The organism is Nonomuraea sp. LPB2021202275-12-8 (assembly GCF_037044575.1).
Taxonomy (GTDB): domain Bacteria; phylum Actinomycetota; class Actinomycetes; order Streptosporangiales; family Streptosporangiaceae; genus Nonomuraea.
In genome coordinates this window covers 182,083-203,312 of the sequence record NZ_JBAHWD010000006.1, presented here as the reverse complement: position 1 = coordinate 203,312, position 21,230 = coordinate 182,083, and the positions used below count along the sequence as shown (strand labels likewise).

At 71.5% G+C, this 21,230-nt stretch carries 19 protein-coding genes and 1 pseudogene; 8 read left to right on the top strand and 12 right to left on the bottom strand.

Features of this window, described 5'->3' with window-relative positions:
- Positions 1-31 precede the first annotated feature (31 nt).
- Positions 32-1,261 (bottom strand): serine/threonine-protein kinase, encoded by a 1,230-nt coding sequence (locus V5E28_RS14155; RefSeq protein WP_336207306.1) that lies wholly within the window; start codon positions 1,259-1,261, stop codon positions 32-34.
- A gap of 134 nt (positions 1,262-1,395) precedes the next feature.
- Here V5E28_RS14155 and V5E28_RS14150 point away from each other — a divergent pair, with 134 nt between their 5' ends.
- Positions 1,396-1,866, top strand: coding sequence for a PPOX class F420-dependent oxidoreductase (locus V5E28_RS14150; protein WP_336207305.1), 471 nt, complete (start codon positions 1,396-1,398; stop codon positions 1,864-1,866).
- Positions 1,867-1,900: 34 nt separating this feature from the next.
- Positions 1,901-5,140: an ATP-binding protein gene (locus tag V5E28_RS14145; protein WP_336207304.1), complete on the top strand. Its 3,240-nt coding sequence runs from the start codon at positions 1,901-1,903 to the stop codon at positions 5,138-5,140.
- 145 nt (positions 5,141-5,285) lie between these two features.
- Here V5E28_RS14145 and V5E28_RS14140 read toward each other — a convergent pair whose 3' ends face one another.
- The 4 genes from V5E28_RS14140 to V5E28_RS14125 are packed head-to-tail and all read right to left on the bottom strand — an operon-like array spanning position 5,286 to position 8,036.
- The gene (locus V5E28_RS14140) at positions 5,286-6,128 is read right to left on the bottom strand and encodes an ABC transporter permease (RefSeq protein WP_336207303.1); all 843 of its coding nucleotides are present in this window, start codon (positions 6,126-6,128) and stop codon (positions 5,286-5,288) included.
- Positions 6,125-7,102: an ATP-binding cassette domain-containing protein gene (locus V5E28_RS14135; RefSeq protein ID WP_336207302.1), complete on the bottom strand. Its 978-nt coding sequence runs from the start codon at positions 7,100-7,102 to the stop codon at positions 6,125-6,127. The genes V5E28_RS14140 and V5E28_RS14135 overlap by 4 nt, the downstream gene beginning before the upstream one ends.
- A gap of 11 nt (positions 7,103-7,113) precedes the next feature.
- Positions 7,114-7,686, bottom strand: a complete 573-nt coding sequence (locus V5E28_RS14130) for an NADPH-dependent FMN reductase (protein WP_336207301.1) — start codon at positions 7,684-7,686, stop codon at positions 7,114-7,116.
- Positions 7,687-7,745: 59 nt separating this feature from the next.
- Entirely contained in the window at positions 7,746-8,036 is a 291-nt protein-coding gene (locus V5E28_RS14125; RefSeq protein ID WP_442945818.1) for a DUF488 domain-containing protein, read from the bottom strand.
- Here V5E28_RS14125 and V5E28_RS14120 point away from each other — a divergent pair.
- Positions 8,001-8,303 carry a CsbD family protein gene (locus tag V5E28_RS14120; RefSeq protein ID WP_336207300.1) on the top strand — a complete coding sequence of 101 codons (303 nt, stop codon included), beginning with the start codon at positions 8,001-8,003 and terminating at the stop codon, positions 8,301-8,303. The genes V5E28_RS14125 and V5E28_RS14120 overlap by 36 nt on opposite strands.
- A 72-nt stretch (positions 8,304-8,375) precedes the next feature.
- Here V5E28_RS14120 and V5E28_RS14115 read toward each other — a convergent pair whose 3' ends face one another.
- Together V5E28_RS14115 and V5E28_RS14110 are read right to left on the bottom strand one after the other, a co-directional pair.
- Positions 8,376-8,774 (bottom strand): ATP-binding protein, encoded by a 399-nt coding sequence (locus V5E28_RS14115; RefSeq protein ID WP_336207299.1) that lies wholly within the window; start codon positions 8,772-8,774, stop codon positions 8,376-8,378.
- Entirely contained in the window at positions 8,767-10,329 is a 1,563-nt protein-coding gene (locus V5E28_RS14110) for a SpoIIE family protein phosphatase (protein WP_336207298.1), read from the bottom strand. The genes V5E28_RS14115 and V5E28_RS14110 overlap by 8 nt, the downstream gene beginning before the upstream one ends.
- A 14-nt stretch (positions 10,330-10,343) precedes the next feature.
- On the opposite strand from V5E28_RS14110, the pseudogene V5E28_RS49535 reads away from it, so the two are divergent.
- A pseudogene (locus tag V5E28_RS49535) lies at positions 10,344-11,195 on the top strand (MFS transporter); the annotation flags it as partial.
- 55 nt (positions 11,196-11,250) lie between these two features.
- Entirely contained in the window at positions 11,251-11,385 is a 135-nt protein-coding gene (locus tag V5E28_RS14095; protein ID WP_336207295.1) for a hypothetical protein, read from the top strand.
- Positions 11,386-11,428: 43 nt separating this feature from the next.
- Here V5E28_RS14095 and V5E28_RS14090 read toward each other — a convergent pair whose 3' ends face one another.
- Entirely contained in the window at positions 11,429-11,710 is a 282-nt protein-coding gene (locus V5E28_RS14090) for a metal-sensitive transcriptional regulator (protein WP_336207294.1), read from the bottom strand.
- A 518-nt stretch (positions 11,711-12,228) separates the two neighbouring features.
- Between V5E28_RS14090 and V5E28_RS14085 the strand changes: the two genes are divergently transcribed.
- On the top strand, positions 12,229-13,854 hold the full coding sequence (locus tag V5E28_RS14085) for an ABC transporter ATP-binding protein (protein ID WP_336207293.1): 1,626 nt from the start codon (positions 12,229-12,231) through the stop codon (positions 13,852-13,854).
- On the opposite strand, the gene V5E28_RS14080 is transcribed toward V5E28_RS14085, so the two are convergent.
- Positions 13,844-14,473 carry a hypothetical protein gene (locus V5E28_RS14080; RefSeq protein WP_336207292.1) on the bottom strand — a complete coding sequence of 210 codons (630 nt, stop codon included), beginning with the start codon at positions 14,471-14,473 and terminating at the stop codon, positions 13,844-13,846. The two genes, V5E28_RS14085 and V5E28_RS14080, sit on opposite strands and share 11 nt — an antisense overlap.
- 166 nt (positions 14,474-14,639) lie before the next feature.
- Between V5E28_RS14080 and V5E28_RS14075 the strand changes: the two genes are divergently transcribed.
- Both V5E28_RS14075 and V5E28_RS14070 read left to right on the top strand, forming a co-directional pair.
- Positions 14,640-16,196, top strand: a complete 1,557-nt coding sequence (locus tag V5E28_RS14075) for a serine/threonine-protein kinase (RefSeq protein WP_336207291.1) — start codon at positions 14,640-14,642, stop codon at positions 16,194-16,196.
- Positions 16,197-16,309: 113 nt separating this feature from the next.
- The gene (locus tag V5E28_RS14070) at positions 16,310-17,917 is read left to right on the top strand and encodes a serine/threonine-protein kinase (RefSeq protein WP_336207290.1); all 1,608 of its coding nucleotides are present in this window, start codon (positions 16,310-16,312) and stop codon (positions 17,915-17,917) included.
- Between the two features lie 381 nt (positions 17,918-18,298).
- Here the strand turns inward: V5E28_RS14070 and V5E28_RS14065 are convergent, their stop codons facing one another.
- From V5E28_RS14065 to V5E28_RS14055, 3 genes are all read right to left on the bottom strand, one after another.
- Positions 18,299-20,098: a flavin-containing monooxygenase gene (locus V5E28_RS14065; protein ID WP_336207289.1), complete on the bottom strand. Its 1,800-nt coding sequence runs from the start codon at positions 20,096-20,098 to the stop codon at positions 18,299-18,301.
- Positions 20,099-20,138: 40 nt separating this feature from the next.
- Positions 20,139-20,918 (bottom strand): carbon-nitrogen hydrolase family protein, encoded by a 780-nt coding sequence (locus V5E28_RS14060; RefSeq protein ID WP_336207288.1) that lies wholly within the window; start codon positions 20,916-20,918, stop codon positions 20,139-20,141.
- A 90-nt stretch (positions 20,919-21,008) separates the two neighbouring features.
- Positions 21,009-21,227, bottom strand: coding sequence for a hypothetical protein (locus V5E28_RS14055; RefSeq protein ID WP_336207287.1), 219 nt, complete (start codon positions 21,225-21,227; stop codon positions 21,009-21,011).
- Positions 21,228-21,230: the final 3 nt, after the last annotated feature.

Here is a 21,230-nt window from a genome sequence, read left to right as displayed (position 1 = left end):
TCGGCAAATCTACGTATGGGATCGGCAGGCGTCAGTTCTTGCCGTATCCCTTGGCCTTGCCGCGCGGGATGTTCTTGGCTTTGGTCTTCTTCGTCTTTCCGGACGGGGTGGCGGTGCTCCGCTGACGGTCGCGCACCTGCGAGCGCCGGTCCCGTGCGGCGCGGGCCCGCCCGTCCGACGTCGGCTGGACGTACAGGACGCCGGTCGGCTCGGCCGATTCGGAGCTGATCTCAGCGCCCGCGTCCGAGGTGGTTCTCGAGGCGGTTTGCGCGCCGGTGGCGGCGGGGCCGGCGTCCCAGGAGGTGGTGGCGGCCACGCAGATGAGCAGGGCCGCCGTGGCCGCCATCTCCCGCCGGTGCGACGCGACCGTCCGGCGTGCCCGGCTCCACCGGGCGCGGATCCCGGGGCGCGGACGCGGCGCGGCGGTGCCGGGCTCCCGCTCGTACCGGGCGGCCACCTCCCGGAGCTGCTCCTGGGCGCGGGCGGCGCCGGTGCGGGCGCGGGGATCCTTCTCCAGCAGGCCGCTGATGACCGGGGCCAGCTCACCGGCCCTGTCGAACGGGGCGGGGTCCGTGGTCACCACCGCGCTCAACGTGGCCAGCTCGCTGCTGTGGGCGAACGGCACGCGCCCCTCGACCGCCGCGTACAGCGTCGCGCCCAGCGACCACAGGTCGGCGCACGCCGTCGAGGGGCCGCCGCGAGCGCGCTCGGGGGCGATGTAGGCGGGCGTGCCCATGACGATGCCCGCCAGGGTGTTCCCGGAGTCCTGGTCGAGCGTGGTCGCCAGCCCGAAGTCGGTGAGGATCGCGCGACCTTCGCCGGTGATCAGGATGTTGGCCGGCTTCACGTCACGGTGCAGGACATTCGCCGCGTGCGCGGCACGCAGCGCGGCCAGCACCTCCAGCCCGATGCGGGTGACGGTGGGCACCGGCAGCGATCCGCGCTGGATGATCACGGTCGCGAGGCTGCTGGAGGGCACGAACTGCATGACGATCCACGGTCGCTCGTCGGCCAGCACCACGTCGTAGACGGCCGCGATGTTCGGATGCGACAGGCTGGCGGCGATGCGCGCCTCCCGCATGGTGCGCGCGATCTGCTCCTCGCGTCGCGGGCCGGAGAGGATGACCTCCTTGACCGCGACCTCGCGGTCCAGCAGCTCGTCATAGGCTCGCCAGACGGTGCCCATCCCGCCGCGGCCAAGCCTGGCCCGCAGCCGGTAGCGTCCGCTCAGTAACCATCCCTCTTGCCGCGCAACGGCCATGGACCAGGATTACCGGATCTAGGTCGTCTCACGCAACGCATACGCGTCAGTACACGTACGCTTTTCGCGCGGTCGGCGTGCAAGGATCACGTACCTGACCACAGGCGGCCTGGCCGCGGAGAGGTATATGGGATATGGCCCCGAATGTCGCGACGGCGAACCGCGTCGAACTGCCCGAACTGCTCGAATTCCTGCGCCCGAGGCACCACGGCCTGCTGTCGACCACCCGCGCCGACGGGCGGCCGCAGCTCTCGCCGGTCACCTGCGGCGTCGACGGCGAAGGCCGGATCGTGGTCTCCACCTATCCCGACCGCGCCAAGGCCCGCAACGCGCGCCGCGACGAGCGGGCGTCGATCTGCGTCGTGTCCGACACCTGGGACGGCCCGTACGTACAGGTCGACGGGCGGGCCGAGGTCCTGGACATGCCCGAGGCCCTTGACGCGCTCGTCGACTACTACCGGTGCATCTCCGGCGAGCACCCGGACTGGGACGAATACCGCGAGGCGATGCGACGCCAGGACAAGTCGCTGATCCGCCTCCACATCGAGCGCTGGGGGCCCATCGCGACGGGCGGATTCCCGGCCCGCCTGGCGGGCGGAGCCTGAGTTTGTCAGTCGCGGGAGGTAGCGTGCGAGCGTCATGTCCTTCGACGAGACCGCACTCGCCCTCCTCGGCAGGGAGCACCCTGCCGCGCTGCTGCGCGCCGAGATCGAGAGGGTGATCAGCAGTCACGGCGGGCTGGTGCTGGTCACCGGCGAGGCGGGCATCGGCAAGACCACACTCGTCACCGGCGCCGTCGGCGAGGCCCGGCGGCGGGGCGCGCTGGTCGTCGGCGGCGCGTGCTGGGATTCCGGCAGCGCTCCCGGCTACTGGCCCTGGGTTCAGGTGCTGCGCGCGCTGCGGCGGGGAGTCGAGCCGCAGGAGTGGGCCGCGGTGGCAGGCGGCAGCCTCGCCGCCCTGCTCGGCGAGGCGGGGGCCGGCGAGACGCCCGACGGCTTCAAGATCTACGACGGGGTCACGACCGCGCTCGTCTCGCTGTCACAGCGCCGCCCCCTGGTGATCGTCATCGACGACCTGCACGTGGCCGACCCCGCCTCGCTGCGGCTGCTGGAGTTCGCGGCCCAGCAGACCTGGTTCGAGCGGCTGCTGCTGATCGGCACCTATCGCGACGCCGAGGTGGAGCCGGTCGAGCACCCGCTGCGCGACCTGCTGTCGCCGCTCGTGGCCAAGGCGACCACCATCACCCTCACCGGCCTCGACCAGGAGAGCGTCGGCGCGCTCATGGCCCGCACCGTCGGCCTGACCCCTCCCGCCGACCTGGTCGCCGAGGTCCACCTCCGCACGGGCGGCAACCCGTTCTTCGTCGAGCAGACGGCCAGGCTCTGGCGCAGCGGCGGCTCGGCCAGCGCGGTCGCGCCCGGCGTCCGCGACGCCCTTCTGCGGCGCTTCTCCCTGCTGCCGGCGCCGGTGTCGGAGCTGCTCCCGACAGCGGCCGTGCTCGGGAGCACGTTCCACCGTCAGGTGCTCGCCGCGACCGTCGCCGCTCCCGTCGCGCACGTCGACAGGCTGCTGGAGCTGGCGGTGGCCGCCAAGCTCGTGGTGGCCAGAGGCGGTGGCGTGTTCGGCTTCGCACACGACCTGGTGCGCGAGACCCTCTACGACTCCTTCGACGACGTGCGCGACCCGCACGGCGCGGTGATCGCCGCGATCGACCGCTCGCCCGAGCTCGCCGGCAAGCTGCTGCCCGCCGACCTCGCCCGCCACGCCTACCTCGCGGGCGACCGGGTCACCCCGGATCGGGCCATCGACCTTCTGCTCGCGGCGGCTCGGGACGCGAGCGGCCGGCTGGCCGCCGACGAGCAGCACGGGCACCTGCGCCGGGCGTTCGAGCTGAGCGCGTCCGCCGAGCCGCGCAGGCGCGCGACGGTCGCGCTCGAGCTGAGCCGGGAGCTCTTCTACGGCGGTGAGCGCGACGAGGGGCTTCGGTTCGCGGAGGAGGCCGCCGCAATCTCCCGCGACGTGGACGACCCCGAGCTGCCCGCCCGCGTCGCCCTCACCTTCCGCACCTTCCTCGGCCACGACGAGAGCCTCGACCGGCTGAGAGAAGCCCACGCCAGGCTCGTCGGCGGCGGCGTGCCCGACGACCGCCTCGCCCTCGACCTGGTCCTCCACGTCGCCGCGGTGGCCCGGGCGGGCGGCGACGACGACGCCCTGGCGTTCAGCCTGTGGACGCACCACGACATCATCTGGGGGCCCGGCACGGCGGACGAGCGGGTCAGGCTGACGGGCGAGATCATGGACATCGCCCGCCGCACCTCCGACTCCGAGCTCGAGCACTTCGCCGCCGCGCTGCGCTGGGTGGCGATGATCGAGCAGGGCGACCCTCGCTACCTCGACCACTTCAACGACTACGTCGCTCTGGGGCGGCGCCGCGACGTGCCGCGCTTCGACCTCAACACCTCAGCCGACGCGAGCATCATCGCGGCCCTCGCCGGCCGCTTCGGCGAGGCCGAGGAACTGCTGGCGGAGATCGAGCCGTACGACCCGGGCGCGCACTTCGTGTCGATGCTCCACCATCACCGCTGGGCGCTGCTGTCACTCCAGGGCAGGCAGAGCGAGCAGGCGGAGGTCCTCGACGCCCTCAGACGCAGCGGGCACCCGTGCCACACGCTGATCGAGGCGCTGACCGCCGTCCGCACCGGCGACCTCGACACCGCCCTGCGCCGTCTCGCGGCGGGCGACCCCCATGACCGCATGGTCCAGCCGCTGTGGCTGCGCTTCCAGGCGGAGCTGGCCGCGGCCACCCACGACCCCGAGCTGTGCGCCACGGCGCGCGCCGCACTGCTGCCGCACCGCGGGCAGTGGGCGGTCTCGCTCCTCGGCTGGGACGTGAGCGGGCCCTTCGACCTCTGGCTGGGCATGGTCGAGGCCGCGCAGGAGCGGTGGGCCGACGCGATCGGCGCGCTCACCGCCGCCTACCACTCCGCCGACCAGATGCACGCCCGCCCGTGGTCCGTCATCGCCCGCGCCCACCTGGCCGATGCGCTCCTCGCCCGCGCCGGCCCGGGCGACGCCGGCGCGGCGGCCGCGCTGCTGGCGGCGGTGGAGCGCGAGGCAGGCGAGCTGGGCATGCGTGACATGGCCGAGCGCGCACGCCATGCCCGTCCGCGCCCGGCGGCCGGCGCTCTCCCGGGCGCGCAGCGGGAGAACCCCCCGTCTGCCGCCGCCGGCCGCGGTGGCGCGCCCGCCGCCGGTGGCCGGGACGGCTTGGCGAGCGTGGTGGCGCCTGGTGGTGCGTCCGCCGCTCAGGGGCGGTCCTCCGGCGACCGTTCCGGTGGGGAGTTCAGAAGGGACGGGGCGGTCTGGACGCTGGCGTTCGCGGGCCGCACCGCGCACATGCCCGACGCCAAAGGGCTGCGTGACCTGCACATCCTGCTGAGCCGTCCCGGCAGGGACATGCCCGCGGTGCGGCTGCTCGCCCCCGAGGGCGGCGAGCTGGTGGTCGCCGCCCGTCGGATGGGCGGCGACGACGTCCTCGACGAGGAGGCCAAGGCCCGCTACCGGCGCCGCCTGGCCGCGCTCGACGAGGAGATCGACCGGGCCGCCGAGCGGGGTGACGATCAGCGGGCGGCGGAGTTCGACCACGAGCGGGCGGCGTTACTGGAGGAGCTGAGGGCGGCGGCAGGGCTCGGCGGCCGGGGCCGCCGTCTGGGTGACGAGGCCGAGCGGGCCCGCAAGGCCGTCACCGCCCGCATCCGTGACGTGCTGCGCCGGCTGGACGGCGCGCATCCCGAGCTGGCCGCCCACCTGCGCGCCACCGTCTCCACCGGCGCCACCTGCCGCTACCAGCCCGAAACGGAGATCCCCTGGCGCCTGTGACCGTCGCCCGTGCGGCGGTCGGTCGCGTTCCCCGCGTGCGAGCACCTGCTGGGCGACGGTGGAGTCCCAGACGTACAGCGACAGCTCCTCCCCGGCCCGGCCATGGTGGCCGGGCCTTCCGCGGGCGGCTCCAGAGGACCTGGGGCTACTTGCGGTTGTAGAGGCGCATGGTGAGGGTGCCGAAGACGGCGATGAGGACCACGATCGCCCCGAACACCCAGACGAGCTCGCCGGTGTCGGGAGTGCCCGCCATCAGGGAGCGCACCGCCGCGACGAGCCGGGTGATCGGGTTGAGGTTGACGAACAGCTGCAGCCAGCCCGGCATCGTGGCGGGGTCGACGTAGACGTTGCTGAGGAAGGTGAGCGGGAACAGCACCAGCATGCTGACCCCCATCACCGACTTCTCGCTGCGCAGCAGCAGCCCGAACATCGTCCACACCCACGAGAAGGCGAAGGAGAAGGCCAGCAGCAGCGCGATTCCGGCCAGCGCCCCGCCGAGCCCGCCCTGAGGCCGGAACCCGAGGATCAGGCCGATCAGGAGGATGACGGTCGAGGCCATGGTGTAGCGCAGCATGTCGCCGAGCAGATAGCCGATCATGACGGAGGGGCGCCAGATCGGCAGGGTGCGGAAGCGGTCGAAGACCCCCTTTTCGATGTCCTTGTTGACCTCCACCCCGGTGTACATGGTGATCATCACGACGCTGGTCACCATGATGCCCGGCAGCAGGAACTGCAGATACTCCGTCGGCGACCCGGCGAGCGCGCCGCCGAACAGGTACGTGAACATCAACGTCATCATGATCGGAAAAGCGGTCACGTCGAACAGCTGCTCGGGGACATGCTTGATCTTCAGCATCGCTCGCCAGCCGAAGGTCACCGACGCCGACCAGGCGCTCGGCCGTGGTGGTCTGACCCCTGGTGCCAGGACTGTGGCGAGCGCCTCCGCTGCGGGTGCGTACGTGGCGCCGGTCTCGGTGGTGGTGCTCATGCCGCTGCCTCCTGCGTGGCGGGGTGGTCGGTGAGGGCCAGGAAGACCTCGTCGAGGCTGGGCTGGCCGAGCGAGAAGTCGTCGACGACGATGCCGGCCGCGGCCAGCCGTCCGAGTGCGCGCGAGGCCTGCTCGGCCGCCGCCTCTTCGCGGCCGTCGCCGCCGATGCGGGCCGTCAGCGCCACCGGATCGGACTCCAGGTAGACGGGCGCGTCCAGCGCCTGTGCCAGCAGCCGTTCGGCTTCGGGGCGGGTGGCCGGGTCGCGGAGCCGTACGTGAACCGAGCCGGAGCCGACGGAGGACTTCAGCTCGCCGGGCGTGCCTTCGGCGATGACCTTGCCGTGGTCGATGACCGCGATGCGGCCGGCGAGGCGGTCGGCCTCCTCCAGATACTGCGTGGTGAGCAGCACCGTGGTGCCGTGGGCCACGACGATCCGGATGATGTCCCACACCTGGTTGCGGCTGCGGGGGTCCAGGCCGGTGGTCGGTTCGTCGAGGAAGAGCAGGTCGGGGGTGTTGAGGATGCTGGCGGCGATGTCGAGCCGCCGGCGCATGCCGCCCGAGTAGGTCTTGACCTGCCGGTCGGCGGCCTCCGTCAACCCGAACGCCTCCAGGAGCTGCGCCGCCCGGTCCTTGGCCGCCGGTTTGCGGTGGCCGAGCAGGCGGGCGAGCAGGATCAGGTTCTCGGCGCCGGTCATCTCCTCGTCCACCGAGGCGTACTGGCCGGTCAGGCTCACCCGGCTGCGCACGGCGTCGGCCTCGCGCACCACGTCGTGCCCGAACACAGTGGCCTCGCCGCTGTCGGGGCGGATCAGCGTGGCCAGCATCCGCACCGCGGTGGTCTTGCCCGCGCCGTTCGGGCCGAGGACGCCGTACACCGCGCCGGTGGGCACCTCGAGATCGAGGCCGTCCACCGCCCGGGTGTCGCCGAAGGCCTTGACCAGGCCGGACGTTCGTATCGCTGGGTCGTGCATGGGAGTTCCTCTCATGAGACGTAAGGTTGGGCGTGCCGGGCGTCGCGGAGTGCCCGGCCCCACCAGGTGAGCTGGTCGAGCATCGCCGCGACGGCGCGCAGGCGGCTGTCGGTGTCGTACGGCCTGCCGGTGTCGCGGACCCCCTCGCCGAGCAGGTCGATGCCGACCCAGTCGCGCATGGTCACCGCGTGGAGCGCGCCGAAGACCGTGCGGAGCTGCTCGACCGCGTACATTCCGGGCGTGCCGGACCCGTACGAGACGAAGCCGACCGGCTTCGCCTGCCACTCGTCGTAGGCGTAGTCGATCGCCTGTTTGAGCGAGGCGGGGAAGCTGCGGTTGTACTCGGGAGTGACGACGACGAAGGCGTCCGCGCCGCCGATCGCCGAGGCGAACCGACGCATGGCCGGGGTCGCCTCCTCGGGATAGCAGCCGGGGAAGGCGTAGCCGGCCAGGTCGACGACCTCGACCGCGAGGCCGACGCGCAGGCGGGCCCGCTCGGTGAACCAGCCCGCGACCGCGTCGCATACGCGCCCGGCCCTGGTGCTGCCGATGATCACCGCGACCCGCAGTAGGTTGCCCGCCATCGTCCGCCCCCTTCCAGTGCTTTCACCGGAAAGGCGCTAGATGGCCCGCTAGATCGGATCTAGCGGGCGGATGCCTGCTCCTGGAGGAAGTCGCGCAGCACGACGGCCTGGTTGCGCTCGGTGTCCCTGGCGGAGTAGAGCAGGGTCACCGCCCCCTTCGCGGCGGCTTCGAGCAGGGGCTCGACCGCCTCGCGGTGTCCGGCGAGCTCCGCCTTGTAGCGTTCGGCGAACTCGGCGAACCGTTCGGGACGGTGGCCGAACCACTCGCGCAGCTCCGTCGAAGGGGCGACGTCGCGTGGTCGTAGACGCGCTGGATGCTGATCGGTCCCACCATCACCTACTACCCTCAGGCGCCGGATGTTTCCCGGTGGCGGGCTCGGATAGGGGTCGGGTCCATCCGAGACAGCGATTGGGGCGAGACCATGGGCGCCGATGACAAGATTTCCAACAAGGCCGAAGAGCTGAAGGGTCGGGCCAAGGAGAATCTGGGCCGGGCGACCGACGACGAGGAGCTCGAGGCCGAAGGTCACGTCGACCAGAGCAAGAGCAAGGTCAAGCAGGCCGGTGAGAAGGCCAAGGACGCTGCCAAGAACGTCAAGGACGCCTTCAAGCACTGACGGCACTCGCCGCCTCTCAGGCCGCCGCCGATCCGGCGGCGGCCTCTGCGTGGGCCAGGGCCGGCTCGCGCTCTACGCGGGGCTCGGCAGGAGGACTTCCAGCAGGATGCTGGTCCCGTCCGGGCCGCCGCAGATCGTCAGGCGGCTGACGCCGTGCCGGGCGAGCAGCAGCCCGCGGCCGCTGGTGCTGGTAGACGGTGGCGGCGCCGGTTCGGCGTGCTGGGCGAGCAGGCCGGGGCCGCGGTCGGTGACCCGGCAGTAGAGCCGGCCCTCGCCGAGCCAGAGTTTCAGCCGGCCTCGCCCGCCGCCGTGGCGCACCGCGTTCGTGGTGATCTCGTTGACCGCCACCACGAACCGGTACAGCGGGGCCCCGGTGAGCCGGTGCCGCTCGCCGCACCGTTCGACCTCGCGCCGCAGGGGGACCAGCGTGTCGCGGTCGAAGTCGCGGGTCAGGATCGTCGCGTCAGCCATGGCCGCCGCCCGTCGGCAGCGGGCGGGCGCCCAGAACGCAGGTGTCGTCGTGCGGGTTGGCGTGGTGGAGCTGTGCCAGCAGGTCGGCGAGGGGCTGCGGGCGGCGCTCCGCGGAGGTGCGGTCGAGGGTGGCGACCACGGGGGCCAGGCCCTCCTCCATGGTGCGGTCACGGTGCTCGACGAGGCCGTCGGTGTAGAACAGCAGCAGGTCGCCCGGTATGAAGCTGCAGGCGGCGGTGCCGTACTGGGGCTCGGGCAGCGCGCCCAGGAGAGGGCCCGCCGGGCGGTCGAGTTCGTCGGTGCGCCCGCCACGGGCACGCAGCGGCGGCGGGTGCCCGGCCTGCGCCCAGACCAGCACCGCGGCGATCGGGTCGTAGCGGGCCACCACCGCACTGGCCGTGTCGCTCGTCGCGCCGCTTCTCGTGCCGCCCGCGTAGAGCAGGCGGTTGAGGTGGGTGAGGAGCTCGGCGGGTTCGCTGGTGGTGGTGACGGTCAGCGCGGCCAGGACGTGGCGGAGCTGGGCCATGGCGGCGGCGGCGCGGACGCCGTGCCCCGCCACGTCGCCGACGGCGAGCACCACGCTGCCGTCGCCCGCGACCGCCGCGTGAAACCAGTCGCCGCCGACCCGCTGGGCCTGCACCGCGGGCAGGTAGCGGACCGCGACCCGCAGCCCCGGCAGGTCGATCGGCGCCGTCGGGATGGGCAGCACGATCTGCTGCAGCTCGACCGCGAGCCGGTGCTCGGCCTCCAGGCTCCGCCGGTGCTCGTGTAACTGCTGCTCGACCTGAGCGAGCCTGGCCCGGTTGGTCTCATGGGCGGTGACGTCCTGGATGATGCCGTAGACCCGGACCGGCCGCCCGTCGGCGTCGCGCACGGCGTCGGCGATGCTGCGGATGTGCTTGACCCTGCCGCCGAGGCGGACCCGGAAGGTCATGTCGACGGTCTCGCCGCGGCCGAAGCTCTCGATCGCCTGCCGCCGCACCGGCAGGTCCTCCGGCAGGGTGAGCGCGTCCACGTCCGTCCGCGACAGCGGCCCGTCCGCGGGAGCGCGCTCGAAGATGCGATAGATCCCCACCGACCAGACGACCTCGCCGGTGATCACGTTCCACTCGCCCCAGCCGAGGTTGCCCAGCCGCTCGGTCTGGGCGACGCGCTCACCCAGCCGGCTCTCTTCGTCGTGGCGGGCCCAACTGCTGAGCACGCCGGGGCCGAGTGGCCGGACCTGGACCGTGAGGGTCACGTCCGCCGGAGCGTGGGCCGCCGGGCTCTCGTACGGGATCGGCCCGACCTGGCGGGGCCTGCCGTCGGCGATCGTCTCGCGCCAGGCGTCCCACACGGGTCCGTCCACGATCGTCGGGTAGATCTCGCGCACCCGCATCCCGAGCATCTCGGCGCCGCTGCGTCCTGAGAGGTCCACGGTGGCCGGACTCGCAGCCATGAAGACGTAGTCCTCGATCCGCCCGGACCCGTCGCGTACCGGCATCAGCGCGATGTGCCTGCCGGGCATGGCGTCGAGGATCTGCTGCGCGACGCTCGCCCAGTCACCCCCCGCCATCCGATGTCACCGCCATCCGCCGTGGGCTTACGGGCTGTCTATCACCGGCAGGGGAGATCCGCCACCGGATCCGGGGGCGTCCACTACTCGATGTAGCATTACGCGCCGTAGTAGAGGGTCCGTCCGTACTCCTGGGAGCACGCCATGCGGCGTCCGGCGCAGCTGGTGATCTGCCTCACGTCTTCATCGACCTGCTGGGATTCACGCTGATCCTGCCCTCGCTGCCGTTCTACGCCGCCGATCTCGGCGCCACCGGCGCCTGGTACGGCCTGACGATGACCGCCTATTCCGTCGCGCAGTTCCTGGCCGCACCCCTGCTCGGGCGGCTCTCGGACATCTACGGCAGGCGTCCGCTGGTGCTGGTGGCGCTCGCCGGATCGGCCCTGTCGCTTGCCCTGACCGGCTCGGCCACCTCGCTGGCCTGGCTGGTGGCGTGCCGGGCGCTGGCGGGGGCCTTCGGCGGGAGCATCTCCGTCGCCCAGGCCTACCTCGCCGACGCCGTCCCGGCCGAGCGGCGCACCGCGGCGATGGCCAGGATGGGGATGTCCATCGGGCTGGCCTTCGTGATCGGCCCGGCGCTGGGGGCCGCGCTGGCGCCGTGGGGTTTCTCGGCCTCCGCGTACGTGGCCGCCGCGCTCGCCGCCGCGAACCTGGTGGCCGCCTGGTTCCTGCTGCCCGAACCGGCGCGCGTGCGGCCGGTCACCACAGCGCCGGGCACGCCGGGGGCGCCGGTGTTCCTGCTGGCCGGGACCGGCTTCCTGGCGATGGCGGCCTTCGTGGGCATGGAGACCACCCTGGCTTTCCTGGGCCGGGACTCCTACGGCTGGGGTCCGGCCGCCATCGGCCTGGCGTTGACCGCGGCCGGGCTGGCCATGGCGCTCGTCCAGGCCGGACCGGTCACGCTGATGGTCAGGCGATGGGGTGACGCCCGCGGGGCTGCTCTTCGATCTCGGCGCCGCCACGCCGTACCTGGCCGGAGCCGGTCTGGCGGGCCTGGCCGCGGTGGCGGTGCTCGTCGCGGGCAAGGAGCGGGCCGGGGCGCTGGACCTGAGCTAGCCGGCGCGGGTCGGCAGGGCGGTCCTCGACGTCGGCTGATCCGTCAGGAGCGGACGAGCCGCGCGATCGCCTCCGAGGCCTCCTTGACCTTGGCCTCCGCCTCCGGACCGCCCTTGACGGCGGCCTCGGCCACGCAGTGGGCCAGATGCTCCTCGAGCAGGGAGAGCGCGAAGGACTGCAGGGCGCTGGTGGCCGCGGAGATCTGGGTGAGGATGTCCACGCAGTACTTGTCGTCCTCGACCATCCGCTGCAGCCCGCGCACCTGGCCTTCGACCCGGCGCAGCCGCCGCTGGTGATCCTGCTTGTTGCCGGTGTATCCAGCCATCTGAGCCTCCCAAAAAGCACCTATACCCCCGCATGGTATCCGAACATGGCAAACCGGAGGTTTCATCCGCATTGTCAAGCGTTAACCCGTTTTGAAGTTCGATATTTGCCCGCCATTTACCCGAATCCGAGAAGTGTCTTTCTATACAGGCGATACAGGTCAAGTCTTCTTTGGCCTACGTGATTGCTGTGATTTGAGGGTATATGTCGATTAGCGCCCTAATCGGCGCTACAACCCAGGGGGGTAGAGATGAACCTCATTCCGACTGGATTCCGACGCGGTTGTGGTGGTGGATGCGGTGGCGGCTGTGGCTGTCGCCGCCGTCGCTGCTGCTGGCGCCGTAGGCGCTGCTGGTGGTAAGAGAACCACGTGAGAGCCGTCGGGCCGACCGTCGGCTCTCATTCTCTTTCTCCGGCCGGGAAGACCGCCCGGCACTCGCGCCGGCGGTTTCCCTCCGCCGCACGTTCCGCGAATTCTGGCCCGACACCCGCGGACTGCGCTGGCTGCTCGGGGCCGGTGTGCTCTTCGCGATGCTGGCCGCCCTGTGTGAGGTCGCGGCGATCGGGCTGTTCGGCCGCATCACCGACGAGGTGCTCACCACCCGGGATCTGGACGCGTTCTGGAGTCCGGCGGTCACCTGGCTGGGGCTCGCGGGCGTGGCCGGGATGGCCTCGCTCGCGGGAACGTACGCGACGGCCCTGGGAGCCGAGCGATTCCTGCTGAGGCTGCGTGACCGGGTGTTCGCCCACATCCAGAGGATGTCTCCGGACTTCTCGGAGAACCGGCGCCTGGGCGACCTGATGGCCAGGCTCACCGACGACATCGAGGCCATCGAGGAGCTGATGGCCTCGGGGCTGGTCAAGCTGTTCACCACGGTCGCCAGCGTCGTCTTCTTCGCCGGTGCGGCCTTCTACGTCCGGTGGGACCTGGCGCTGGTCACCATGGCGCTGGTCCCGATCTTCCTGGTGATCTCGAAGGTCTTCGCGTCCCGGTTCAGGACGGCCGCCGCGCGGGAGCGGCGCAGCAACGGGGAGATGAACAGCGTCATCGAGGAGGGCCTGGCCAACCAGTCACTGGTGCAGGCCTACAACCGCCAGCAGAGCGAGTCGCAGCGCCTGCACGGCGCCGGACAGGGCTGGCTGCGCGCCAACCTCACGCAGGCCTGGCTTTCGGGCCTGTACGGTCCGGCGGTCCAGGTGCTGGAGACCGTCTGCCTGATCGTGGTCCTCGGGTTCGGCGCCTGGGAGATCAGCGCCGGGAGGCTGACCATCGGCGGCCTGCTCGCCTTCGCGGCCTACCTGGCGATGCTGTATCCCGCCGTGCAGAGCCTGGGGGAGATCGCGCTCACCGTGTCGGAGGCGGCGGCGGGCTCCGACCGGGTCATGGAGATCCTCCGGACCCGGCCGACCGTCACCGACCGCGACACCGCCGTGGCCCTCACCACGAGAAGCCGGGGCCGGGTCGAGTTCGAGCATGTCGGTTTCCGCTATCCCGGCCGCAGGCGGCCGGCGCTCAAGGACCTGTCGTTCGCCGTCGAGCCGGGAGAGCTGCTGGTGTGCACGGGCCCGAGCGGGGCCGGCAAGTCCACCCTGGCCAAGCTGCTGCTGAGGTTCTACGACCCCGGCTCCGGCCGCATCCTGCTGGACGGCGTCGACATCCGTGACCTGACCCGCGCCTCGCTCCGCGACAACATCACCATCCTGCACCAGGAGACGCTGATCTTCTCGGGCTCGGTGCGCGACAACCTCGCCTACGGGCGCCCGGACGCCACGCACGACGAGTTGATCCGCGCCGCCGAGCTGGCCGGCGTGCACGACTTCGTCAAGACGCTGCCCCGGGGATACGACACGAGGGTGGGGCAGCGCGGCAGGCTCCTGTCCGGTGGACAGCGCCAGCGCGTCGCGATCGCCAGGGCGATCCTGCGTGACGCTCCCGTGCTCGTGCTCGACGAGCCGATGACCGGCCTGGACCAGGCCACGGCCACCCGCATCATGGAGCCGCTGCGGCGACTCATGGCTGGGCGGACGACGATCCTCATCACCCACGATCTGCGCCAGGTGCCACCCGACGCCCGCGTGATCGAGCTTGAGCCCGCCGTCCGCACAGGCCTGATCCGCCTCAGGCGACAGCGCGTCACGGTCTGAGGGTGCCGAGGATCCCTTCGACGAGGTCCCTGACGCCGCGGGGGTCGTACAGCGACCTGGGCGTCGTCGAGGTCCTGACGGGCTCGTAGACCGACGTGTACGGGGTCGAGGTCCTGATGGGCTCGTACAGCGACCTGTACGGCCTCGAGGTCCTGACAGGCTCGTAGACCGACCTGTACGGCGTCGTCGTCGTGGTGAAGTAGGTGGTGTTGCTGACGCAGACGGCAGTGCCGGTGCCGAACAGACCCCACAGGAGGGTGTTGGCGCCGACGGCGCTGGCCAGCGACGGGCGCTGAGGCCGCTGCTGGTAGGGGAAGGGGTTGTTCACGTACGACTCGGAGAGCAGGCCCTGGGCGAACGCCTCGGCTTCGTCCTCGTCGGGCAGCGACGCGGCCGATTCCCAGTCGTCCACCACGACGCCGTCCTCGTTCACCGCGCCGAACAGGCCCTGGAGGATCCGGTCGGCGCTGACGACGTCGAACACCGATGGAGACTGTGCCGGTTGCCAGGCGTAGCCGGCGACGCACGGCAGCGCGGCCTCGTCGGCTGCCGCGGGTCCCGCCGCCAGTGTCACCCCGGTGACGGCGACGGCTAGCGCGGTGATGACGTGCTTGTACATGGGTGCCCCCTGCGGGTGGTAGCTGATCATCCGCAGCGAGCATTACCCGTAGTGAGGGATCAACTACTCTATGTTTGGATCTGGCAGTCTTTACCAGCCCGAGGCGGTGTTAATCGAGTGATGGTCGGTACCTGTTCGTCGCCTTTACCGGCGTAATCTGCTGGGCATGCACAGACGGGTGATCGACGACCGCTTCGAGCTGGTGGAGCGGCTCGGCGGCGGGGGCATGGGCCTGGTGTGGCGGGCCTGGGACACGGCGCTGCACCGGGAGGTCGCGCTGAAAGAGGTACGCCCTCCCGACCCCGCGATGGGCGCACAGGATTCCGGCGTCGATCGCGAGCTGCGGGCCCGCGTCCTGCGGGAGGCACGCGCGTTGGCTCGCCTCAACCACCCGCATGTGGTGACCATCCACCACATCGTGGACGAGGGCGAGGACGTCTACCCGTGGCTCGTCATGGAGCTCGTCACCGGTGGCTCGCTCCAGGACCGGCTCGCGCGCGGGCCGATGGCGCCGGGAGAGGCGGCGCGCCTCGGCCGCGAGGTCCTGTCCGCCCTGCGCGCCGCCCACGCGGTCGGCATCCAGCACCGCGACGTCAAGCCCGCCAACGTCCTGCTGCGCCCGGACGGCCAGTCGGTCCTCACCGACTTCGGCATCGCCGCCGTCCGCGAGTCCACCAGCCTGACGGCGACCGGCTCGTTCATCGGCTCGCCCGAATACATGGCCCCTGAGCGCATCAACGGCTACGAGGGCGACCCGGCCTCCGACCTCTGGTCGCTCGGCATGCTGCTGTACGTGGCCGTGGAGGGTCGCCATCCGCTGCGCAGGGCCACCACGATGGCGACGCTGGCCGCGGTGCTCAACCAGGACGTGCCGATGCCCGAGCGGGCCGGACCTCTCGGCCCCGTGGTGATGTCGCTGCTGCGGCGCGACCCGCGCGCGCGGCCCGATCCCGACACCCTCGACCGCATGCTCGCCTCGGCGGCCGCCGGCGACTTCTTACCGGGGCCTCCGCCGCCCCCTTGGGGCCCCGCCCAGCCGATCCCGCACGCACTGACCATGCCCTCGCGCCGCCCGCGTCGCGGCGCCGGCAGGGTGGCGGCCGCGGTCTCGGTCGCGGGGATCGTCGCGGTCGGCGTGCTGGCGTGGCAGGCGCTGCCGTTGCTCGGCGGCCAGGAGACCGACAGGCCCACGTCCCAGCCGGAAGACTCCTCATCCACGTCCCGCACCAAGGCCGTCTCGGAGGCCCCCTCCGAGACCACCGAGCCTGTCGAGAGCAAGCCCGTCAGCCTGCTGACGGCCGCCGGAGCCCGGACCATGGTCAAGGACCTGAAGCAGGTGATGGGCGGCAGCAAGGTCATCAGCCTGACGGTCTATCCGGAGTACGCCGCCGCCTCCGCACCGGTCAAGGGCAAGAAGGACATCTACGACGAGTTCACCTACCGGGACGGCAGGGCCGTGCGCGACCGGCCCGGCGGCACCATTTCCGCGGGCACGCACACCGTGGATCTGGAGAAGTTCGACTGGGACGTCCTTCCGGGGCTGTTCCGCAAGGCGGAGAAGCAGCTCGGCATCCCCAACCCCAAGTCGCGCTATTTCATCGTGAACCCGACTTTCGAGTTCGGTGGCACCCGCGAGGTGCTGATGGTGTACGTGAGCGACGACTACCGCAACGGCTATCTGGCGGCCGACGTCAACGGCAGAGTGCTCAGGACCGTCAAGTGATCATCGGCTACGAGCTCGGGTGGGCTGCAGGGAGTTCGCCGACCTGTCCGCGACTGCCGCCGCGCGGCGCCATGACGGGTGAGACTTAGAGGACAGACGTCAAAGAGGATCTGATGCAGCGGACGAGACCCCTCCGATCGACCGACCCCCGGCAGGTCGCCGGCTACACCCTGCGCGGGCGGCTCGGCGAGGGCGGTCAGGGCACGGTGTTCCTCGGCGCCACCCCCGACGGGCGGGAGGTGGCCGTCAAGCTCCTGCACGCCGACTTCGGCCATGACCCCGAGGCCAGACGCTACTTACAGCGGGAGCTGGTGGCCCTGCAGCGGGTGGCGCCGTTCTGCACGGCCCGGGTCCTGGCCGCCGACCCCGACGCCGACCCGCCGTACGTCGTCAGCGAGTACGTCGACGGCCCCTCGCTGCAGGAGGCGGTCCGCGACCGCGGGGTGCTGTCCGGGACGGACCTGGACCGCCTGGCCGTCGCGGCGGCGACGGCGCTGGGCGCCATCCACGCGGCGGGAGTCGTGCACCGCGACTTCAAGCCCGCGAACGTGCTGCTGGCCAGCGACGGTCCCCGCGTCATCGACTTCGGCATCGCGCGCTCGTTCGACGCCACCGCCGCCTCCGTCAGCGGCGTCGTCGGCACCCCGGCCTACATGGCGCCCGAGCAGCTCTCCGGGCAGCCCGCCGGTCCGGCGCTGGACATGTTCGCCTGGGGGTGCACCATCGCGTTCGCGGCCAACGGCCGCCCGCCGTTCGGGCATGAGCCGCTGCCCGCCGTGATCAACCGCATCCTCAACGCCGAGCCCGACCTCGGCCTGCTGACCGGCACCCTGCGAGGGTACGTCGCCGCCTGCCTCGCCAAGGACCCGGCGCGACGGCCCACCGCTCAGCAGGTGCTGCTGGGCCTGATGGACAGGCGGCGGGACATGCGGCCGCCCCCGCCGCCACCCGTACACCGAGGTCCCCAGACCCCGTGGCAGGCCTCGGTCCCGCCTGCCACACCTCCCACCACACGGCCGGGGCGCAGGCGCGCGAGCATCGTCGTGGCCGGGGCGGTGCTCGCGGCGGCGCTCGTGGCCACGCCCATCGTGATCGCCGCCCTCCCGCCCGGCCTCGGAGGCGGGCAGGAGACCCCCACCCCGACGGGGACGCAGACCACCACGGGTCCCACCGGCACCTCGCCGACGGCGTCCGGGCACCAGATCGCTCGCACCCCACGGCTCGGCCTGGAGTTCTGGCAGGACGGCTCGGCCGCCGCGCTGTCACTCGCGGACCCCGACCTCGACCAGCCGGTCACCACGGTCACCATGAAACCCTCCCCCTTCGAGCTGCGCCTGCCCACACTGCCCAAGGACACGGCGGCGCAGATCTGCGCCTGGACCGACGACTCCGTCTTCTCCATCACGGGTGACGGCAAGACGGCCGACCACCCCTGCTTCAGGCCCGGCACCGGCATCGCCGACTACGAGCACGGGTCGGCAACCCTTTACCTGAACAAAGAGGGCCACAACTATCTGGCCGGCACCCGGGTGAGCCGGCTGTCCAGCGTCCAGGACAGAGTCCTGTTCTCCACGACTTTCCAGGACGACGCCATGACGCCTATTGCGGGCCGGCGCGAAGACCTCTACCTGACCGTTTTCATCGACCATGACGGTGACGGCGTCTTCAAACTGGCGGGAGAGGGCGAGTACGAGTACGTCGTGCTCGATTTCCCCGCCTGAGCCGCACCGCCGGAAGTGATCGGTTCGGTCTGTCGAAGTTCAGGGGCCCTTTGCCGGGACGAGCATTCGTTATTCCGTACGGGAGCTGACGGTCAAGACTATTTTGATCGACGTGTTTATGGTGATTTCTCACCGTATAGGCACTAATGTCCCTTCTGGAGGGGACTGATCAGGGGAGGCGAAATGATGCTCACCAGCGGATTCCAGGCCAACCACTGGCGTCATGGCGGAGGCTGTCGTCGCCGTCGTAGGTGCGGCTGCGGTGGCGGCTGGGGCGGCGGCTGGGGCGGCGGCTGGCGCAGGTCGTCATGGTGGTGGTAACAGATCGCTACTGAGAGCCGGCGGGCCGACCGCCGGCTCTCTCGTCGTTTCAGGGCCGGATCAACGGAACTCGAGGCCGTCGAACGCGCCGGAGCTCCGCCACCGGTCGATGTAGCCGAAGTAGGCCATCGCGCCCTGCGGGTGGCCGACCAGGAGCCGCGCCTGTGGTCCGGGGTCGCGGCCCTCGTTGTTGTAGTAGCCGGGTGTGCAGTCCGGTGACCCGAGCAGCATCCCCGTGCCCGACAGCAGCAGCTCGACCCACGCGTCCTCGGCCTCCTCGGAGACCTCGACCTCGTCGTGGCCGCGGGCGAGGGCGTGCCTGACGATCGTGGCGATCGTCTGGCCCGACTCGGTGAGATTGTGCGGGATGTTGGAGATGAGGTTCGCGCCCTGCGCCGGCTGCACGATGAAGGCGTTGGGGAAGCCGTGCACGTGGATGCCGTGCAGGCTGCGCATGCCCTCGGCCCAGTACTCGGAGAGCCTGACGCCGTCGCGCCCGGTCATGTCGTAGCCGGCCCGCCGCGTGTACTCGGTGCCCACCTCGAAGCCGGAGGCGTAGATGACGCAGTCGACCGCGTACTCCCGCCCTGCCACGACGACCCCGGTCTCGGTGATGCGCTCCACGCCCCTGCCGTCGGTGTCGACGAGGTGCGTGCCGGGCTCGTTGAAGGCCTGCAGGTACTCGTCGTGGAAGCACGGCCGCTTGCACAGCTGGCGGTACCACGCCTTCAGGCCCTGGGCGGTCTCGGGATCGGAGACGATGGCGTCGACCCGGGCGCGGATCTCCTCCATCTTCTCGAAGTCGGAGTCCTCGAAGGCCTCCAGCATCCTCTCCAGGCTCCGGTCCTCGGCGGGCAGCTCCATGATCTTCGAGCGGACCCGCCTGGCGATGTCGGTCCAGCCGTCCATCACCAGGTCGTCCTCGGCCAGGTTGCCCGCCTGGTTGGCGGTGAAGTTCTCCAGCCAGCGCCGCTGCCAGCCGGGCTCGGCGATCCCGGCGAACCACTCGGGATCGGTCGGCCGGTTGTCCCGGACGTCCACGGAGGACGGCGTGCGCTGGAACACGTACAGGTCCCCGCACGCCCGCGCCAGATGGGGCACGCACTGCACGGCGGTCGCGCCGGTCCCGATGATGGCGACCCGCTTGCCGGCGAGCCTGTCCATCGGCGCGCCCGAGGGGTCGCCGCCGGTGTAGTCGTAGTCCCATCGGCTCGTGTGGAACGAGTGGCCCCCGAACGACTCGATCCCCGGGATGCCCGGCAGCTTCGGCACGTGCAGGGGCCCGGTGCCCATGGCGACGAACCGGGCGGTGAAGGCGTCGCCCCGGTTCGTCCTGACGAGCCAGCGTGATCGGCTCTCGTCCCACCGCAGGTCCTGGACCTCGGTGTGGAACAGCGCGTTGTCGTACAGGCCGTAGTGCTTGCCGATGCGCCGGCAGTGCTCGAGGATCTCGGGCCCGTGGGCGTACTTCTCCGTCGGCATGTGACCGGTCTCTTCGAGCAGCGGCATGTACACGTACGACGCGGTGTCGCACTGCGCGCCCGGATAGCGGTTCCAGTACCAGGTGCCGCCGAAGTCGCCGCCCTTCTCGACGATGCGGACGTCGTCGACGCCTGCCTCCTTCAGCCGCGCGCCGGTGACGAGGCCGGCGAAGCCGCCGCCGATGAAGGCGACCGTCACGTGGTCGGTCCTGGGCTCGCGCTCGATCCTGGGGGTGTACGGATCGTCGAGGTAGTGCGCCAGTCGCCCGGCCAGCCGGAGGTACTGGTCGTTGCCGTCAGGCCGGAGCCGCTTGTCGCGCTCTGCCAGGTATTTCTGGCGCAGTGCCGCTTTGTCGACGGCGCGGTCGGTGACGGTCATACGTGCTCCGATCATCAGCCCCTGAGCAAATATCAGAATGTCATTCGAGAATGGCATCCGACAAGGGCCGCCCGGGCCCGAAGCTGCGCTCCGCCCGGTTGCGGCGGAAGCTGTCGAGCCGGTCGAAGTCCAGGGTGTGCGCCGCGATGGCCGGGCCGGGCGTGCCGGTGAAGAACCCCGACGGCTCCGCCGGGCACGGATCCGCCAGCCCGGTCACGCCCGCGCAGCGCTGCCCGTGGTAGTCGGCCTCGTGGTGCCAGTCGCTGACGGCGACGTACGTCATGAACTCGTACGCTCGGGCGACGCTCATGTGCTGCCAGAGGCTGCGCGCCGGATCCGGCGTGGGCCACTGCGTCACCGAGAACGCGGGCACCAGCACGGCGTCCGGCACGGGCAGCCGGCTGAGGCTGCCGGAGTACCACAGGTCGGCGCAGAGCAGCACGCGCAGGGTGCGCCCGCCCAGCTCGAAGCCGTCGCCGGGCCGGCCTGGGACGACGCCGCCGCGCAGCTCGACGCCGTAAGGGTGCAGCTTGCCGTATTCGGCCAGCGGCTCGCCCGCCGCGTCGACGACCACGCCCCGGTTGACGACCCCCTCGCCGGTCCGGTCGTAGTGGGAGCCGCCGACGACCGTGGCTCCCGCGCCCACCGCCAGCTCCCGCACCCGGGCGAGGTACTCCCCGGGCGGCAGGTCGGAGCCCGCCAGCTCCGGCAGCACGATGAGGTCGCCGGCCGGGGCGCCGGCCAGCAGGGTCTCGATGGCGGAGAAGTTGACGTGGCCGTCCGGGGACCAGCGGCCGGGCTGCACGAGGAGGATCCGCACCAGTCCTGCTCCTTCGAGGAGACGGTTTCCCGCATCATGCCAGGGCGCCGCCCGCCGCTCCGCACTCGGACAGTGCTGCCGGGACGCGCACTATCCCGCCTGACCACCGCCCACCGGCACGGCGACGTCCTGCGGTCGCGGCGCCGGCCGGCCGGGCAGCGCGGCGCCGGCCGCGAGCATGACCAGCAGTGCGATGGCGAGCAGCCAGAACGTGGTCTGGAACGCGCCGACCGGTGTGGGGGAGTCCACGTACCCGAGAGTGAGGGCGGCCGCGGCGATGCCGGTGGCCGCACCGATCTGGTTGGACATGTA